A 14944-nucleotide genomic window follows, 5' to 3' on the forward strand; every position below is an offset into this window, starting at 1 on the left:
GGTTACAGTCGATGTGCCGACGAACAAACGTGATTTTTTCGGGGGCCGCATCTATGCACCGGCCACTAAAACGGTGTCGGCGGGCAACCGTACCATTGACGTAAAAGCCTTGCCCGAAAAAGGCAAACCGGTCAATTTTAGTGGTGCCGTAGGTAAATTCGATTTTTCGGTGACCACTAGCAAGACCGATCTTAACGCTTCCGAATCGCTGCAGGCCAAGGTGCAGGTGAGCGGTAAGGGCAATCTAAAACTTTTTCAACTGCCCAAACCCATTCTGCCCAGCTCCCTAGAGGTGTACGAACCCGAGTTTGAGGAAAGCGTCCGAACCACGCTCTCGGGCACTCAGGGAACGGTAAGCAACAATTACACGATCGTGCCTTCTTTTAGAGGTAAGTATCCCATGCCCGCTGTCTCGTTCACTTATTTTGATCCCAATTCGGAAAACTACAAAACGCTTACCTCCGCTGAAATCATGATCAATGTTAAGGAAGGACCGACGAGTGCGAACGATACATCGGCTGCATCGAATTCCAACGGAAAACAGTCCGTGGCCACGGGCAACCAGTTCAACTTTATAAAATTGAAGCCCCATCTGACCGCTGTCGGCACCAATTATTTTTTCGGGTCTACCCGGTTTTATCTGTGGTTGCTGTTGCCCCTGTTGCTGATTCCCCTTGCCATTGTTTTCGGAAAAAAACGGGAAGCGATTGCCGGCGACGTGGCCGGTAACCGTATTCGACGGGCCAATAAACTCGCCAGAAAATATCTTTCGAAAGCCCGAAAGGAACTCGGCAACAAAGAACCTTTTTACATCGCTCTTGAAAAAGGTTTGCACAACTATTTAAAGGCCAAGCTCAAAATAGAGACTTCTGAGTTTAACAAAGAAAAAATCGCTTCCTTATTGGACGAAAAAAAGGTTGACGAATCGACCAAGGACGGTTTTATCGCCTTGCTCAAAAATTGTGAAATGGCGCGGTACAGTCCGTTCTCGCAAGTGCAAATGCAACAGGATTATGACAGCGCCAGCGAGGTAATCTCGCAGTTGGATAAACAGCTTTGACAAAGAACAAATAACAGGGAACAGAGAGAAAAGACATAAGAAGTTGTCATCCCGAAACTCGGAGCCGATTTCTGAATTTTAAAAACATCCATTGAAAAAGATAGCCTTCATACTGATGCTACTGGCAACCTTCACGACTTCCGCCCAAAACGAAGCCATTTTCGACCGTGCGACCGAGGCGTACAATAGTGGGGAGTATCAAACGGCTGTCGACAATTATCTTGAAATCCTCGAAAACGGTAAGCATTCCCCCGAGCTGTACTACAATCTGGGTAACGCGTATTACAAATTGAACCAGATAGCGCCCAGCATCTACTATTATGAAAAGGCCCTGTTGTTAAAACCTAACGATTCCGAAATCAAGAACAACCTTTCCTATGCGCGGATTATGACCCTCGATGCCATCGAAACCATTCCGGAAACGGGGTTCGCAAAAATCTACAATAGCCTTCTCGGTTTTCTTTCTTTTGATCAATGGAGCTATGTTGCCGTCGTCTTTATGGTTCTTTTTGTACTATTGTACATTGCGTTTTACTATTTTCGGTATTCGTCACGCAAACGTTCGGCATTTGTCTTGGGTATAATTTCCCTTTTTATCGCCATCGTATCGTTCGTATTTGCCTATTTGGAATATAGCGCTTTCAAGGCCGACCGGCCCGCCATAGTTTTCGCCCAGGAATCAAGCGTAAAATCGGAGCCGAATAAAATGAGCCAAGAGGCCTTTGCCCTTCACGAGGGTACCAAGGTAATCGTACTCGACGAACTGAACGATTGGAAAAAAATCCGAATAGCGGACGGTACCATAGGATGGATTCCTTCCGAGGACATCAAGATTTTGAAGGATTTTTAATGTTTTATTAACTCCTATTCCAAGGTATTCCCTTATTTTTGCAAAAACGGATAGTACTCGATGTCGAAATCACGTATGCTTTTTATACTTCTAGGTCTTTGGCTTTTTGCCATAGCGGCCCCGAGCGTGATTACCTTGATCGACGTCGATACCCCCGTTGTGGTCAGTAATCTCAACGAAGAGGAGCACCAAGAACAGGGCAAAAAGAGTGTCGACGAAAAGAAAGTTGACCATAACGGCCTATCCGATTTTTCGCTGTTATCCCAATGGCAAGAATCCATTCTCTACAGCCCCTATCTTCTTAGAAACTCCGAACATAGGGCAGAAATCGTACTTCCGCCACCGGAATGTATCGTTTGATAGAAATGGTACTTCATTTATGGACGTCCGAATTCATAAACCACTAGTGTCAAGTCATACTTGACTTAATACTAGATTCCGTTTTGATACTTCGATGGTACCACTCCGAAGTTCCTCGTTTTTTCTTACAACTTCACTAATTTTAACAATCGATAGCCTTATCGGGATAAGTATCCGATAGGTAGAATAGACTAAACCTATTCATCTAAAAAATTCTATATGAATCTCGAAAACGTATTCAAGAACAACGAAAAATGGATCAAAGCTAAACTATCCGAAGATGGCGAATTCTTCGATGAATTGGGCAAAGGCCAAAATCCCGAACTGCTATACATTGGCTGTTCCGATAGTAGGGTGACCGCCGAAGAATTAATGGGGATGGGCCCTGGAGAAGTATTCGTGCATCGAAATATCGCCAATATGGTCATCAGCATCGATTTGAACGTGATGTCGGTAGTGAACTATGCGGTCAACCATTTAAAGGTCAACCATGTCGTGGTCTGCGGGCACTATGCCTGCGGTGGGGTAAAGGCGGCGATGCAATCCGCTGATTTAGGCATCCTTAACCCTTGGCTGCGCAACATTCGCGATGTGTATCGCATACACAGGGATGAGTTGAACGATATCGATGATGAAGATAAAAAATACGATCGTTTGGTAGAGCTTAACGTGCAAGAGCAATGCGTCAACCTTATCAAGACCGCGGCGGTACAAAAGGCCTATCGCGACCGCGGTCTAAAGGTATACGGTTGGGTATTTGACGTACACACCGGAAAACTCATCGACCTTAACATCGATTTTGAGGGGATTCTCAAAGAAATCATGGAAATCTATCATTTGGATTGATTTCAGAACTGTCCCTTTGATAAGCCCTTAGTTATAAAATTTCACCTAAAATTTGAAGTAATCCATACATGAAAAACCTATTTGCAAACTTCAGGGGCGACCTTTTTGGAGGTATTACCGCTGGTATCGTTGCCCTGCCATTAGCCCTGGCTTTCGGTGTAAGTTCGGGCATGGGCCCCAGCGCCGGACTCTATGGAGCCATTTTTATCAGCTTTTTTGCTGCCCTTTTCGGGGGTACGAACACCCAGATCTCGGGGCCTACCGCACCGATGACCGCAGTAAGTATGGTCGTAATTGCCGGTATTGTCGCTGCTAATGACGGAAGTCTCGAAAAAGCACTGCCCGCTATACTCATCGTCTTTCTGTTGGCAGGGCTAATGCAGATCGGTCTCGGGCTGGTTGGTCTCGGCAAATACATTCGATATATCCCCTATCCCGTGGTTTCGGGCTTTATGACCGCTATCGGTGTTATCATTTTGGTAACACAGATTTTGCCGGCCATTGGTTACTATCCGAAAGAGGATGCTGATTATGTTAGCAAATACAAACCTCAGGCCGAAGAAATAATTCTTGATAATATTTTGAAGGAAGAGGCAGGGGAAGGTATTTTAGTTTTGGAGGACTTTGAGCAGACCATAAAAAGAGCCAAGGAAATTACGCAGGAAGACATGCTGAAAGAAGCCCAGACGCTGGCCAAGACGGAAGCATCGGGAGTTATAGGGGCCATTAAGGTTCTTCCTAGGGCCCTAAAAAATATCAATTGGCTCGAACTGATCTTGGCGCTGGCCACCATCATCATTATTTATGGTTTTAAACGGATTACCACTACGATACCGAGTGCCCTGGTCGCATTGGTAGTAGTCTCGGGGGTCGCCTATGGTTTTGGATTGGACTATCGCCCCATCGAGCAGATACCTAGTGGATTTCCCGTACCCAATCTCGGGATATTTACGGAATTCGAGTTGGGGGCGGTTACGCCCTATGTGTTTACGGCGTTGACCCTGGCGCTATTGGGGGCCATCGATTCGTTATTGACCTCGGTCGTTGCCGATAACATGACCAAGACCAAGCACCAGCCCAATAAAGAATTGGTCGGGCAGGGTATCGGCAACAGTATCGCCGCGGTTTTCGGGGGCATTCCCGGTGCGGGCGCAACGATCAGAACCGTAGTGAATATCAATGCCGGCGGTAAGACGAAGTTGTCGGGTATGATCGCGGGCGTGCTATTGCTGGTTATTCTACTGGCCTTGGGTCCGGTCGCCTCGCAGATTCCCGCTGCCGTGCTTGCAGGTATTTTGGTGACCGTAGGCATTGGGGTGATGGATTATAAGGGATTAAAGGCCATACCCAGTCTGCCCAAAGACATGAACCTGGGGCCGATAAAATTCAGTTCCGAGGTCGTGATCATGCTGATTGTTTTGGTGCTGTCCTCGGTATGGAATCTCGTCTATGCGGTCGGGGTAGGACTGGTAATCGCCTCGTTGATGTTCATGAAAAAAATGGGCGATCTAACCGCTGAACGTTCTGACGTAAAAGCCCTAGATAAGGAAGTTGGATGGGACGATGAGGTAAATTTCCCCAAAAAGCTTCGGGAAGAGGTCTTTATCAAACACCTGAAAGGACCGTTGTTCTTCGGGTCAACGAGCGAGTTTCAGCAATTGGCCGATCAGATTCCGAGAACGGCGTCGACCGTCATCATTCGAATGGACCGTATGCAGTACATGGATCAATCGGGCCTGTACACCTTGGAAGATGTGCTTATCGACCTGAAAAAGTCCGAAATCAACGTGCTACTGGTCGATGTGCTAAAGCAACCGCGCTATATGATGGAGCGGGTCGATGTTATTCCCGATTTGATTCCAGAAGAGCACATCTTTGATACTTTTACGGATTGCCTGAAGTGGATAAAGGTCAACGTTGAGGATAAATACACCAAGATAGAGGCTTGATTTTCTACGTTTATGAATGCGTCCTGACTTTTTATCCCGAAAACCGGAGGTAAAGGCCGGGGCGTTTCCATTAAAAATAGACGATGGATTTTATTTCCGTTCGTACTCCAAAACCGTATCTTTGCACAAATTTGGAAGCAGTACCATTCACAATAAGTACAAATTTTCAATTCAACACGATACTACATGGGCAAACTTCTGATCGTTGGCACTGTTGCCTTCGATGAAATTGAGACTCCCTTCGGGAAAACGGATAAAATTCTGGGCGGTGCCGCTACCTTTATCGGGCTGGCCGCATCACAGTTTGAAATCGACTCGGCCATTGTCTCCATTGTCGGCGACGACTTGCCCCAAGAATATTTAGACCTGCTCAGAAATAAGAATATCGACCTGTCTGGAGTAGAAATTGTCAAGGGGGGTAAAACTTTTTATTGGAAAGGTAAATACGGCAACGATTTAAATTCTAGGGATACCTTGGCCACGGAACTGAATACCTTGGCCGATTTCAATCCCGTCGTCCCCGATAATTTTAAGGATGCCGATGTCGTCATGCTGGGCAATCTGCACCCGAACACTCAAATGAGTGTCATCGAACAAATGAAAGCTACTCCCAAATTGATAGTGCTTGACACCATGAATTTTTGGATGGACAATGCCCTTGAAGAACTAAAGCAGGTCATACAACATGTAGATGTCATCACGATAAACGATGAAGAGGCCCGCCAACTTACGGATGAATATTCATTGGTCAAGGCCGCAGAGGAAATACAAAAAATGGGCCCCAAGTTTGTGGTCATCAAAAAGGGAGAACATGGGGCTTTATTGTTCCATAACGAAAAAGTGTTTTTTGCCCCGGCCCTTCCCTTAGAGGAAGTGTTTGACCCTACAGGTGCCGGTGACACCTTTGCCGGTGGATTTTCGGACTATTTGGCGGCCATCGACACTATTTCGTTCGCCAACATGAAAAATGCCGTTATCCATGGTTCCAACTTGGCCTCGTTCTGTGTGGAGCGTTTTGGCACAAAACGGATGCAAGACCTGAAAAGGGAAGAAGTCAACCAACGCTTACATCAGTTCAAGACCTTGACCCAATTCGATATAGAATTAAAATAGATATAAAACCTGCCCCAACATCTGGGGCTTTTTTCTACCCCCTATGAGTGACGCTATCAAACATGAATGTGGTATTTCTTTGATCCGGTTATTGAAACCCTTGGAATTCTATAAGGAAAAATACGGAACGGCCTTCTACGGGGTAAATAAAATGTACCTCATGATGGAAAAGCAGCACAACCGTGGTCAGGACGGAGCCGGTTTTGCCAGCATCAAATTAGACATGAAGGCCGGCGAGCGCTATATGAGCCGGGTACGATCTGTGGCACAACAGCCCATTCAAGACATTTTCGACCAGATCAACGACCGTATCAATACCACGCTGACGGCCCATCCGGAATATGTCGACGATGTCGCCATGCAGAAAAAGCATATTCCCTATATCGGGGAGGTACTATTGGGCCACGTACGCTATGGTACTTTCGGAAAAAACAGTATCGAGAACGTACACCCGTTCCTAAGACAGAACAACTGGATGCACCGGAACCTTATCATCGCCGGAAACTTTAACATGACCAACGTGAACGAGCTGTTCGACAACCTTATCCAATTGGGGCAGCACCCCAAGGAAATGGCGGATACGGTCACCGTGATGGAAAAAATAGGTCATTTTTTGGATGATGCCGTTGCCAAGCTCTACAAGCAGATAAAAAAGGAAGGACATACGAAACAGGAAGCTTCGCCCCTGATCGCGGAAAGACTGAAGGTGCACAAGATTTTAAGAAGGGCGGCCAAAAACTGGGATGGCGGCTATGCCATGGCCGGGCTCTTAGGCCATGGTGACGCCTTTGTACTGCGGGATCCTGCCGGAATCCGTCCGGTCTACTATTACCAAGATGACGAAGTGGTCGCCATCGCATCCGAACGACCGGCGATACAGACCGTTTTCAACGTGCCTTACGAAGAGGTTAACGAATTAGATCCGGGGCATGCCATCATTGTGGAAAAAAACGGAAAAACATCCCTAAAGGAAATCTTGACCCCGGTAGAACGAAAGGCCTGTTCATTCGAGCGTATCTATTTTTCGCGGGGCAGCGACAAAGAAATCTATCAGGAACGTAAAATGCTGGGTAAATTACTTTTCCCCCAGATATTGAAATCCATAGAAAACGACATTAAACACACGGTATTTTCCTATATTCCCAATACTGCCGAAACCTCTTTTTTCGGTATGGTGATAGAGGCACAGAACTATCTCAACAAAAGAAAGGAAGAGCAGATTCTTTCCATAGGATCAAAAATTACGAGCGAGCAGCTCCATGAAATTCTGGAAGTACGCCCGCGTATCGAAAAAGTGGCCATAAAGGATGCTAAATTGCGCACCTTCATTACACAAGATAGTAGCAGGGACGATTTGGTGGCCCATATTTATGATATCTCGTACGGTTCTGTTGACAAAGGGGATAATCTGGTCATTATTGACGATAGCATTGTTCGAGGTACAACCCTAAAAAAGAGTATCCTCCGTATTTTGGACCGGTTATCTCCGAGAAAAATAATCGTAGTCTCTTCCGCCCCGCAGATACGCTATCCCGACTGCTATGGTATCGATATGGCCAAACTAGAGGATTTTATTGCCTTTAAGGCGGGATTGGCCCTGCATCAAGAACGCTTGACCATGAACGTGGTAGACGATATCTACGACAAATGTATGGCACAGGCCGACTCAAGGGATGTTGATGTCATCAACTACGTCAAGGATTTCTATGCGCCATTTACCGCCCTGGAAATTTCCCAAAAAATAGGGGAATTATTGAGTCCCGATGATATTAATGCCGAGGTACAGATAATTTATCAGACTATAGAAAATCTGCATCAGGCCTGTCCCAAGAATTTGGGGGACTGGTATTTTACCGGAAACTATCCCACGCCAGGAGGGAATCGTGTGGTCAACAGGGCCTTTATCAACTTTTATGAGGGTAAGAGCGAACGGGCGTATTGAACCGCTTCAATGTACCCAATGACGGGTTCCTATCGATGAAATACATTTAAATGTGCATTTCATCGATAATTTGCGCTCTATATCGTTTTTTAATTGTTTTAACGACTTTCTCAAAGTAAATTTGAACTTACCATAGCATAAGTAGGTTAAGTTCATGGTAAGATTTGGGGCAAAAAAGGTGGAGACTTCTCCACCTTTTTTATTGAATTAAACCCTGCTTTGTCACCCCACCGATTGGCGGTCTCTCTCCCGAAAACCTACCACGCTTCAAAAAAATCATTCATTCGTTTTAGCGCACTCAAAACCGAATCATGTTTGATTCCTGCATTTCATCCGAGGAAACGGCGGTTCATCTAAAACCTTTTTCAAACCGCCTACCTTGTCGTATTTTTGGAGGACCATAGCATAAGTAGGTTAAGTTCATGGTAAGATTTGGGGAAAAGGCGGAGCAAATTGTTCCGCCTTTTTATTTGTCCGAACCCCAGTAATAGATAAGGATAACCCCATTTTAAACCAAGATTAACCCCAGTTTCGAATAAAAAAAACCATAAGTTTTAAGAAAATTACTTTTTTATTTGTTTCAATACTAGTATTTTTACACTGCCATAGCATAAGTAGGTTAAGTTTATGGTAAGATTTGGGACGAAAAGGGTGGAGACTTCTCCGCCCTTTTCTATGGATAATAAGTACTAAAAAGTCCGGAACCAATTTTGGTTCCGGACTTTTTAATTTAAGGATATAACCCTAGGTTTTACTTGCCATCGGCATATCGCTTCGCAACTTCATCCCAATTGATAACATTGAAAAATGCATCGATATATTCCGGCCTTTTGTTCTGGTATTTCAAGTAATAGGAGTGTTCCCATACATCAAGTCCCAAAATCGGGTGACCACCGCAACCGGTGTCCGGCATTAACGGACTATCTTGGTTAGGGGTGGAACAGATTTCCACTTTTCCGCCTTTGTGCACGCACAACCATGCCCATCCTGACCCGAATCGAGAGCCGGCGGCATCGCTGAATTTCTCTTTGAAATTGTCAAAAGAACCAAAAGCCCCATCTATAGCTTTGGCAACATCCCCGGAGGGTTTTCCTCCGCCGTCGGGAGACATCATTTTCCAGAAAACGGAGTGGTTATAAAATCCACCGCCGTTATTACGTACGGCGGTTTTTGACATATCTAGATTTTTCAGGATATCTTCTATCTTCTTTCCTTCCATATCGGTTCCTTCAATAGCCGCATTTAGTTTACTGGTGTAGCCCGCATGGTGCTTATCGTGATGTATTTCCATGGTTCGGGCATCGATGTTGGGTTCCAATGCATCAAATGCATACGGTAATTTTGGTAGATCAAAAGCCATTTTATAGTGTTTTTAGATTAATAATTTCTACTTGACAACAGTCGTACTGGTGCTTAGCCAATGTACGTTTTTTAACATGTAAATCCCCCTAATTATTTGTTAAGAACACCGATAGAATCCGTATTTTGCGTAAAAAAGCACTTGCAAGACGCCCCCTTCAAAATATACAATGCCTCCGCCGGTTCGGGCAAGACCCATACCCTTACCAAGGCCTATCTTAAAATTGCCCTATCTTCTGCCGGAAGTTTCAAGAAAATACTGGCCATTACCTTCACTAACAAAGCGGTAAACGAGATGAAACACCGTATTCTCGACAGTCTGTATCACTTCGGCAATATAGATGACCCGAAGATTGCGCCGCCCCTTTTCCGCGACCTCATGAACGAGCTACAGATCGATGCGCAAGCACTTCGCCAGCGGTCGAAAACGACGCTGAAGGAAATTTTGCACAACTATGCCTTTTTTGATATTTCGACCATCGACCGGTTCACGCATCGTCTTATCCGAACTTTTGCCAAGGATTTGAAGCTTGCCCAAAATTTCGAAGTGGTTCTCGATACCGACCTCCTATTGGACGAAGCTGTCGCAAGGCTGGTCTATAAGGCGGGTACGGACAAAAAACTGACCAAAGTGCTCTTGGATTTTGCTTTGGAAAAAATAGACGACGATAAAAGTTGGGACATCGGTATCGATCTTTTCAATATTGGAAAACTGCTGTTCGACGAAACCCATGTCCAACACCTTGAAAACCTAAAAGAAAAGAATATCGATGACTTTTTGGGATTAAAGAAAACGCTCTTGAATAAAGTCAGGGAAACTGAACGCAACACAATTGAAAAAGCCAAAAATGTTCTTAATGCTATTGAAAAGGAGGGTATAAATCATGGGGATTTCCCAAGAGAGACACTTCCCAATCATTTTAAAAAAATCATCGACGGGGAGTTTAACGTCGCTAAGCTATATGCCAATAAATTAGAAGAAAATCTTTTGGAGGGCAAAATCGTGAAAGTTGGAAAAACTCCACCATCAAATGAACTAGCCGCTCTTCTATTTGACTCGTATTTAAAAATCAAGGATTTTATCTATTACCGCAACTTTTTAAAAAATGTCTATAAAAATATCGTACCGCTGACCGTACTCAATGCCATCCAACAAGAAGTAAAAGCCTTACAGGCCGAGAACGACCAGCTTTCAATTTCGGAGTTCAACACCTTGATATCCAAAGAAATAAAAAACCAACCTGCTCCCTTTATATATGAACGTCTCGGGGAGAAATACCGACACTATTTTGTCGACGAATTTCAGGATACCTCTACCTTGCAATGGAACAATCTTGTACCATTAATTGGCAATGCCCTCGAAAGTGAGGATATGCAGGGCCAACGCGGCTCTTTGTTCTTGGTCGGCGATGCCAAACAGGCCATTTATCGCTGGCGTGGCGGTAGGGCAGAGCAATTTTTGAACTTGGCGAATGCGGTCGGGAATCCGTTTGTGGCGACCCCTAAGACCGAGGTTCTACCCGTCAATTTCCGAAGCCATGAAGAAATCATCAAATTTAACAATGATTTTTTCACGGCCACCAGTCCGTTTCTGAACAACGAACTGTATCATACCCTTTTTGTCGAGGGCAACCGGCAAGGTTACAACGCCAAAAAGGGAGGTACGGTTCAGCTGACTTTTATAGAAAAAGATCAAGAAGGGGACAAGAACAGCCTTTATTGCGAGGTAGTGCTTAAAACCATCCGCTCGGTGACGGAAAAAAACTACGGCTATGACTCCGTTTGTATTTTGGTCCGGGGAAAAAAGGAAGGGGTTTTATTGGCCGATTTCTTGGCGCATCAAGAGATTCCTACCATTTCTTCCGAAAGCCTTTTACTGAACAGTAGCGATAATGTGCGTTTTTTAGCTAATGTTCTGACCTCTAGCCAAGATGTAAAGAATCTGGAGGTCGCCTATGAAATCCTATCCTTTTTATCGGCTGAAAAGAAAGACCGGCATCCCTTTATATTCGATAACCTACACCAGCTATCAAAACTTTTAAAGGCCGACTACGGTTTTGATTTGGATGTTCTCAAAATGATTTCGGTCTACGATGGTATGGAGCTGGCCATAAAACAGTTTGACCTCGCCCCAAAATCAGATGCCTACCTTACGTATTTTATGGATGTGGTGCTGGAAGTCGAGCAAAAAGAGGGCACCGGAATCCAGGCATTTTTATCCCACTGGGAAAAGAAAAAGGGCAAGTTCAGCATTTCCGCTCCCGATAATATGCACGCGGTGCGGATCATGACTATCCATAAGGCAAAAGGGCTGGAGTTTCCCATCGTTATATTTCCCTTTGCGAATGAGAATATCTATAAGCGGATGGATAAAAAGCTATGGCTGCCCTTGAACTCCGATGCCTTCAACGGCTTCGAAGAGGTGCTGGTCACCGAAAAAAAAGAAGTAGAAAACTATGGCGAGGCGGCGGCCGAAATGTATTACGAGGAGGAGCATAAAATGGAACTCGACGCGATCAACGTGCTTTATGTGGCACTTACCCGCGCCGAAAAAGCATTATACATCATCAGCGAAAAGGACCTTACCAAAGAAGGAGAGCATAAAACGGATCTGTATTCGGGACTTTTCATCGACTATCTAAAAAAAAGGGGGTTATGGATGGATAACAAGCTTAAATATAATTTTGGTACTTTGGATGAAAATACCAGCGCCTCTACCGTTACGCCCCAAGAAAACATTGGCTACCGATATACCCATAAAAACAGACCGGGGTTCCGTATTTTGACAAAATCGGGAATGCTTTGGGATACGGATAGGGAAAAGGCCCTTTCAAAAGGTAATCTGATCCATCACCTATTGGGACGTATAGAAACCGAAAAGGATCTAGATGCCGCTTTTGAAAGCCTGAAAAGAATCGGCGATATGACCAACAATGATATCGAAAGTATCAAGAAAAGTGTTGGGCAGGTGCTGAACCATCCTGAATTAGCCGTATACTTTCAAAAGGATAAAGTAATCAAGAACGAAAAGGATATCATCACCGGAAGCGGTCGTATCCTAAGGCCCGACAAGATTATCTTGCAGGGGAAGGAAGCAACCCTTATCGATTATAAAACCGGTAGTCCCGATTTAAAATACAAAGAGCAGCTGTACACCTATGCCAACGCCTTGGAAGCTATGGGTTTCGAGGTTCGGAATCGATTGATCGTTTATATTAATGAGTCAGTCAATGTCGAAAAAGTATAATTTTTTGACTTATTTATTCTTTGTCCGTCCTATGGTCGGGTATTCCTTCTTAACTTGCATTTTCCCCATAAATTCGAGTATAAACTCAACATAATGTCAAAAGACACAAAATTTTCAAACCTAGATAGAAAACGCACCATCGAAACCCTTTCCAAAACCGAATATGACTTAGTCGTCATCGGTGGTGGAATCACTGGAGGCGGAATTGCTTTGGATGCCGCTTCCCGCGGATTGAAGGTGGCCTTGGTCGAAAAAGGCGATTTTGCGTCAGGTACGAGCAGTAAATCCACTAAACTGATCCATGGGGGATTGCGGTATCTTAAACAGTTCGACTTTTGGTTGGTCAAGGAAGTAGGCTCAGAACGGGCCATTGTGCATAAATTGGCACCACATCTCGTGCTTCCCGAGAAAATGTTGTTGCCGTTGATCGAGAACGGCTCGTACGGTAAATGGTTGACGTCGATTGGGTTGAAGGTCTATGATATTCTGGCTCAGGTCGAAGGCGAGGACAAGCGGAGAATGTTGGACAAAAAAGAGGCGATGAAATTGGAGCCCTTACTGCCCAAAAAGATTTTAAAGGGAGCAGGCTATTACGCCGAATACCGGACAGACGATGCCCGTTTGACCATAGAAAATATTAAGACCAGCCTTAAATTCGGGGCGCAAGCGCTCAATTATGCCGCTGTCGAAGATTTTATCTATGAGGATGAAAAAGTGGTGGGCGTTACCGTAAAAGACGTGTTATCAGACAAAACGTTCGGTATAAAATCAAAGTATGTTATCAGCGCCGCTGGGCCTTGGGTCGACCAGATACGAAGCGTCAACAATTCCAAAAAGGGAAAACAGTTGCATTTGACCAAGGGGGTACATTTGGTGTTTCCAAGAAAGAAACTCCCTATAAAACAATCGGTATATTTTGATGTGCCCGATGGGCGAATGATGTTTGCCATTCCCCGAGGTAACGTGACCTACGTCGGTACGACCGATACAAATTTCAATAAGGACAAGGATGATGTGCGTACCGATTTGGCCGATGCCATCTACTTAATATCAGCAGTCAACAATATGTTTCCCAAAATCAATTTGGAGATGGAAGACATCATTTCCTCATGGGCAGGGCTTCGTCACCTGATTCATGAAGAAGGTAAATCGGCATCCGAACTATCAAGAAAGGATGAAATTTTCACCTCCGATACCGGACTCATAAGTATTGCCGGCGGAAAACTTACAGGCTATCGCAAAATGGCAGAAAGGGTAGTCGATCGTATCTCCAAGAAAATGGAAGAGGACGGAAATAAAGATGTAAAGGAATGTTTTACCGAAGAAATCCCATTATGTGGCAATGACGGCTTTAAAAAATTCAAACACGTCACAAGGTATATTGCGGAAGTCTACGACCGCATGAAAACGGACGGTTTCAGCGAACACGACGCTTGGGCGTTGGTCACGCGTTACGGGAAGCAGACCGATACCATCTTAAAAACCTATAAAAGCTTAAAAAATACCGATCAGTATGAACGTATGATTACAGCCGAACTGCGTTTCTGTATCGACTACGAAATGGTGCAAAACCCCATGGATTTCTTTATCCGAAGAACAGGCAGGTTGTATTTCGATATCGACAGCGTCCGCAAACTAATGGAACCTGTTTTGGAAGAATTTAAAGCGATTTACAAGGTTGATGATGCCCAAATTCTGAACTGGCGGGAAACGCTACAGGCGGAGTTGGAAGAGCACTCTAACTTTTCTTTGGAGCGGGCTTAGGGTGCCTACAAGGTATTTCCCGCCCAGAGTCGGGTTTCCTTGAGTATCAATCCAACTCCTCCGTCAAATCCAAAAAGACCCGTTTTGCATTCTTTCCCTCGTACAAAACAGCGTAGACTGCATCAATTATTGGCGTTCTCGCTTTCTTCTCAAATTTCGACTTGATCTCATAGGCACTTTTGGCGGCATAATAGCCTTCCGCTACCATGCTCATTTCCATCTGGGCGCTTTTTACGGTATAGCCTTTACCGATCATATTGCCGAACATGCGGTTACGGCTGAAGGTGGAATACCCCGTAACCAAGAGATCCCCCAAATAAGCGGAATTGTTGATATTCCGGTCGATTTTATGGATACGTTTGGTAAAGCGCTTCATTTCGCGAATGGCATTGCTCATCAGAACGGCCTGAAAGTTGTCGCCATAGCCCAGACCGTGGGCTATGCCTGCTGCGAT

The 14944-nt window shown here is 44.8% G+C and carries 11 protein-coding genes; 9 read left to right on the forward strand and 2 right to left on the reverse strand.

Annotated elements, in window-relative coordinates; all coding sequences use genetic code 11:
- The 7 genes from ACEW8S_RS04045 to ACEW8S_RS04075 form a co-directional block, all read left to right on the forward strand.
- Positions 1-1060: BatD family protein (locus tag ACEW8S_RS04045; RefSeq protein WP_373516901.1), on the forward strand; the 1060-nt coding region annotated here is incomplete at its 5' end.
- 91 nt (positions 1061-1151) lie between these two features.
- Entirely contained in the window at positions 1152-1910 is a 759-nt protein-coding gene (locus ACEW8S_RS04050) for a tetratricopeptide repeat protein (protein WP_373516902.1), read from the forward strand.
- Between the two features lie 60 nt (positions 1911-1970).
- A complete protein-coding gene (locus tag ACEW8S_RS04055) occupies positions 1971-2270 on the forward strand; it encodes a hypothetical protein (protein ID WP_373516903.1) in 300 nt (99 codons plus the stop codon).
- Between the two features lie 219 nt (positions 2271-2489).
- Positions 2490-3116, forward strand: a complete 627-nt coding sequence (locus ACEW8S_RS04060; RefSeq protein ID WP_373516904.1) for a carbonic anhydrase — start codon at positions 2490-2492, stop codon at positions 3114-3116.
- Positions 3117-3184: 68 nt separating this feature from the next.
- Complete coding sequence (locus tag ACEW8S_RS04065) at positions 3185-5065, forward strand: SulP family inorganic anion transporter (protein ID WP_373516905.1); 1881 nt, start codon at positions 3185-3187, stop codon at positions 5063-5065.
- A gap of 186 nt (positions 5066-5251) precedes the next feature.
- Entirely contained in the window at positions 5252-6178 is a 927-nt protein-coding gene (locus tag ACEW8S_RS04070; protein ID WP_373516906.1) for a PfkB family carbohydrate kinase, read from the forward strand.
- 43 nt (positions 6179-6221) lie between these two features.
- A complete protein-coding gene (locus ACEW8S_RS04075) occupies positions 6222-8120 on the forward strand; it encodes an amidophosphoribosyltransferase (protein WP_373516907.1) in 1899 nt (632 codons plus the stop codon).
- Positions 8121-8871: 751 nt separating this feature from the next.
- On the opposite strand, the gene ACEW8S_RS04080 is transcribed toward ACEW8S_RS04075, so the two are convergent.
- Positions 8872-9480, reverse strand: a complete 609-nt coding sequence (locus ACEW8S_RS04080; protein WP_373516908.1) for a superoxide dismutase — start codon at positions 9478-9480, stop codon at positions 8872-8874.
- Positions 9481-9621: 141 nt separating this feature from the next.
- Here ACEW8S_RS04080 and ACEW8S_RS04085 point away from each other — a divergent pair, with 141 nt between their 5' ends.
- On the forward strand, positions 9622-12726 hold the full coding sequence (locus ACEW8S_RS04085) for a UvrD-helicase domain-containing protein (RefSeq protein ID WP_373516909.1): 3105 nt from the start codon (positions 9622-9624) through the stop codon (positions 12724-12726).
- A 93-nt stretch (positions 12727-12819) separates the two neighbouring features.
- Positions 12820-14490 (forward strand): glycerol-3-phosphate dehydrogenase/oxidase, encoded by a 1671-nt coding sequence (locus ACEW8S_RS04090; RefSeq protein WP_373516910.1) that lies wholly within the window; start codon positions 12820-12822, stop codon positions 14488-14490.
- Positions 14491-14536: 46 nt separating this feature from the next.
- Here the strand turns inward: ACEW8S_RS04090 and ACEW8S_RS04095 are convergent.
- A partial coding sequence (locus ACEW8S_RS04095; protein WP_373516911.1) for an NAD(P)H-dependent glycerol-3-phosphate dehydrogenase occupies positions 14537-14944 on the reverse strand: 408 nt, incomplete at its 5' end.

It is taken from the genome of Pricia sp., from assembly GCF_041745955.1.
GTDB lineage: Bacteria > Bacteroidota > Bacteroidia > Flavobacteriales > Flavobacteriaceae > Pricia.

Coding starts and splice junctions, on each gene's coding strand:
- ACEW8S_RS04055 (WP_373516903.1), top strand. CDS start 1,971: ATGTCGAAATCACGTATGCTTTTTATACTTCTAGGTCTTTGGCTTTTT.
- ACEW8S_RS04060 (WP_373516904.1), top strand. CDS start 2,490: ATGAATCTCGAAAACGTATTCAAGAACAACGAAAAATGGATCAAAGCT.
- ACEW8S_RS04065 (WP_373516905.1), top strand. CDS start 3,185: ATGAAAAACCTATTTGCAAACTTCAGGGGCGACCTTTTTGGAGGTATT.
- ACEW8S_RS04070 (WP_373516906.1), top strand. CDS start 5,252: ATGGGCAAACTTCTGATCGTTGGCACTGTTGCCTTCGATGAAATTGAG.
- ACEW8S_RS04075 (WP_373516907.1), top strand. CDS start 6,222: ATGAGTGACGCTATCAAACATGAATGTGGTATTTCTTTGATCCGGTTA.
- ACEW8S_RS04080 (WP_373516908.1), bottom strand. CDS start 9,480: ATGGCTTTTGATCTACCAAAATTACCGTATGCATTTGATGCATTGGAA.
- ACEW8S_RS04090 (WP_373516910.1), top strand. CDS start 12,820: ATGTCAAAAGACACAAAATTTTCAAACCTAGATAGAAAACGCACCATC.